At 71.9% G+C, this 3654-nt stretch carries 4 protein-coding genes; 1 reads left to right on the forward strand and 3 read right to left on the reverse strand.

Going from position 1 to position 3654, the window contains the following annotated elements:
• Window positions 1–102: 102 nt before the first annotated feature.
• From ACFW2G_RS30790 to ACFW2G_RS30800, 3 genes are all read right to left on the reverse strand, one after another.
• A complete protein-coding gene (locus ACFW2G_RS30790; protein ID WP_037919096.1) occupies window positions 103–1092 on the reverse strand; it encodes a malate dehydrogenase in 990 nt (329 codons plus the stop codon).
• A 339-nt stretch (window positions 1093–1431) separates the two neighbouring features.
• Window positions 1432–1863, reverse strand: a complete 432-nt coding sequence (locus ACFW2G_RS30795) for a DUF3017 domain-containing protein (protein ID WP_037919094.1) — start codon at window positions 1861–1863, stop codon at window positions 1432–1434.
• A complete protein-coding gene (locus tag ACFW2G_RS30800; protein ID WP_037919092.1) occupies window positions 1853–2713 on the reverse strand; it encodes a bifunctional methylenetetrahydrofolate dehydrogenase/methenyltetrahydrofolate cyclohydrolase in 861 nt (286 codons plus the stop codon). The genes ACFW2G_RS30795 and ACFW2G_RS30800 overlap by 11 nt, the downstream gene beginning before the upstream one ends.
• A 244-nt stretch (window positions 2714–2957) precedes the next feature.
• Between ACFW2G_RS30800 and ACFW2G_RS30805 the strand changes: the two genes are divergently transcribed.
• Entirely contained in the window at window positions 2958–3605 is a 648-nt protein-coding gene (locus tag ACFW2G_RS30805; RefSeq protein ID WP_384585597.1) for a hypothetical protein, read from the forward strand.
• Window positions 3606–3654 lie beyond the last annotated feature (49 nt).

The following is a 3654-nucleotide window of genomic DNA, read 5'->3' on the forward strand; positions in this document are numbered from 1 at the left end:
GAACGCCGAAGCGCCCCGGCCTGGTGGGGCCGGGGCGCTTCGGTGCGTGCTGCTCGCCGAGCTGGCCAAGCGGTTCCGCGCCCCTCGGGGAGGGGCGACGGATCAGATCAGGCCGAGCTCGCGGACCGCGTCGCGCTCCTCCGACAGCTCCTTGACGGAGGCGTCGATGCGGGCGCGGGAGAACTCGTTGACGTCCAGGCCCTGGACGATCTCGTACGCGCCGTCCTTGCAGGTGACGGGGAAGGAGGAGATCAGGCCGGCCGGGACGCCGTAGGAGCCGTCCGACGGGATGCCCATCGAGGTCCAGTCGCCCTCGGCGGTGCCGTTGACCCAGGTGTGCACGTGGTCGATGGCGGCGTTGGCGGCCGAGGCCGCGGAGGACGCACCGCGGGCGTCGATGATCGCGGCACCGCGCTTGGCGACGGTCGGGATGAAGGTGTCGGCGAGCCACGCCTGGTCGGCCACGACCTCGGCGGCGTTCTTGCCGGCGATCTCCGCGTGGAAGATGTCCGGGTACTGGGTCGCCGAGTGGTTGCCCCAGATCGTGAGGCGCTTGATGTCGGAGACGGCGGCACCGGTCTTGGCGGCCAGCTGCGAGATCGCGCGGTTGTGGTCCAGGCGGGTCATCGCGGTGAAGCGCTCGGCCGGTACGTCCGGGGCGGCGGCCTGCGCGATGAGCGCGTTGGTGTTGGCCGGGTTGCCCACGACCAGGACCTTGATGTCGTCTGCGGCGTGCGCGTTGATGGCCTGGCCCTGCGGCTTGAAGATGCCGCCATTGGCGGCGAGCAGGTCACCGCGTTCCATGCCCGCGGTACGCGGACGGGCGCCCACGAGCAGCGCGACGTTGGCGCCGTCGAAGCCCTTGTTCGGGTCGTCGAAGATGTCGATGCCGGCGAGCAGCGGGAAGGCGCAGTCGTCGAGCTCCATGGCGGTGCCCTCGGCGGCCTTCATTCCCTGGGGGATCTCCAGGAGCCGGAGCTTGACCGGCACGTCCGCGCCGAGCAGGTGGCCGGACGCGATACGGAAGAGCAGCGCGTAGCCGATCTGGCCGGCGGCGCCGGTGACGGTGACATTCACAGGAGTGCGGGTCATGGCCTTCTCCGTTAGACAGCTGGCGGTGGGGCGTCCCTGCCCCATGTGCTGGAGGACGCCGCTCCCCTGTAAATCTTGACGTGAAGAGACATCCGCGGTCAGGCTATCCGACCCGGACGCGGCCCAACCCCCGGGTCCCTGTGGTGCGCGGCACACGGACCCCGGCGTTTCGAAGGCGGAGCCGGTTCCCGGGCCTGCGTTCGACCGGGAAGATCCGATCCGGCCCCCCTCCCACGAGGGCGTCGCCGTGCACGTCACGGGGGGGGACGCCTCGCAGACGGCGGGCCCGGCGTCGGCGACGCACGGCTGCCCTCACCTCAGTGCTCACCTCGTCGCGGCTCACCTCACGGTGAAGCGGACCGCGCTCTCCAGGAACGGGATCTCCAGCAGCGGCCTGGGCTCCATCACCAGCGCGAGCAACGTGATCGCCACGCCCAGCACCCCGTACGTGATCATGTCCGTGAAGCGGGAGCGCACCGCGAGCATGCCCACCGAGGGCAGCACCCGCCGCAGCACCGCCGCCGCGATCAGCGCCACGCCGATCACCAGGCACCCGGCCCGGGCCTGCCCGAGCGCGGTGGTCAGCAGCCCCACCGCGGTCGCGGCGAGCACGCTGAGCATCGGCCACTGGCGGGCGGGGGTGGACACGGCGCCGGGGACGGCCCGGCCGCTGCCCTCGGGTCGGGCCGTGTCCCGCGTGATGGACGGAAAGCGGCGGGACCTGGCCGTGCCGCTCCCGTTCACGTGCTCGGCACCCGGTTCAGTGCGCACTGCCGGTCCGCTCCGCCGCCTCGACGACGTTGACGAGCAGCTGGGCGCGGGTCATCGGGCCGACGCCGCCCGGGTTTGGCGAGATCCACGCGGCGACCTCGGCGACACCGGGGTGCACGTCGCCGACGATCTTTCCGGCCTCGTCACGGCTGACGCCCACGTCGAGCACGGCCGCGCCCGGCTTCACGTCCTCGGGCTTGACCAGGTGCGGCACTCCGGCCGCGGCGACGACGATGTCCGCCTGGCGCAGCAGCCCCGAGAGGTCGCGCGTACCGGTGTGGCACAGCGTCACGGTGGCGTTCTCGGACTTGCGGGTCAGCAGCAGGCCGATGGACCGGCCGACGGTGATCCCCCGGCCGAGGACGACGACGTGCGCCCCGTCGATCTCGACGCCGTGGTGGCGCAGCAGCGCGACGATTCCGTACGGGGTGCAGGGCAGCGGGCCCGGCTCGTTCAGCACGAGCCTGCCGAGGGAGGTGGGGTGCAGCCCGTCGGCGTCCTTCAGCGGGTCCATCAGCTCCAGGACCCGGTTGGTGTCGATGCCCTTGGGGAGCGGGAGTTGGACGATGTATCCGGTGCACTGCGGATTGGCGTTGAGCTCCCGCACGACCTCCTCGATGTCCTCCTGGGAGGCCGTCGCGGGCAGTTCGCGCTGGATGGAGGCGATGCCGACCTCGGCGCAGTCCTTGTGCTTGCCGTTGACGTACCAGCGGCTGCCCGGATCGTCCCCGACGAGCAGGGTGCCGAGGCCGGGGGTGATGCCCCGGGCCTTCAGGGCCGCCACACGGGCGGTCAGTTCTGACTTGATCGCGGCCGCGGTGGCCTTGCCATCGAGAATCTGGGCGGTCATGCCCCCATCCTCCCGGATGAGGTGGCCCGGGTTCCAGTCAAGGTGCTCGCGGAACCGCAGGGTTCATTGCACTTGCACAACAAGTGACGGGTGCCGGGACCGCCAACTGGACAAGGCCTCGCAGGCCGGACCACGATGAAACGACTGAGTGCCGCGGGCAGTGCCGGGGGGCGGACCGCACCGTGCAGGATTCCTCCGCGCTCATTGCCGTGCGTCCCTGCACTTCCACGGAGGAACACCCCAGATGAGTTTCGGCGACCCGCACAGCCCGTACGGACAGCAGCCGCAGGCGCAGCCCGGCTACGGCTACCCCCAGCAGGCCCCGCAGGGCGGCTACGGCTACCCCCAGCAGGCTGCGCAGGGCTACCCCGGCGGGCCCGCCGGATTCCCGGGCGGTCCGGGCGTCCCCGTGGAGATGCCCGGCGGGGCGAAGGCGGCCCGCGTCGTCCTCTTCGTCATCGGCGCCCTGCATGTACTGGGCGGCCTGTTCCTCATCGTCGTCGGCGCCCTGTTCGCCTCGGCGATGTCGAGCTCCGGCACCGGCTACTCCGGCTCCTCGGCGGAGGACGCCGGTGCCATCGCCGGGACCGCCGGCGTCGTCGTGGGCCTGCTCGTCATCGCCTACGCCCTGTGGCCCATCCTGACCGCGGCCAAGCTGGCCAAGGGCCGGGGCGGGGTGCGCGTCTCCGGCATCATCTTCGGCTCGCTCCAGACCCTCTTCGCCGCGCCCGGCGTGCTCCTGTACCTGGTCGCGCTCGATGCGAGCGAGAACGACGCGGCCGGCGTCGTCTTCCTCGCCGTGCTGCCGTCCCTGGTGTCCCTCGCCCTCGGCCTGACCATCGTGATCGGTCTGGCCAAGGCCGGCGACTACTTCCGGCGCCCCCGGTACTGACCGCCGCCGGTCCCGACACGGCGAAGGCCGCGACCCGCAGTGCGGGTCG

This window comes from Streptomyces sp. NPDC058880, from assembly GCF_042742535.1.
GTDB lineage: Bacteria > Actinomycetota > Actinomycetes > Streptomycetales > Streptomycetaceae > Streptomyces.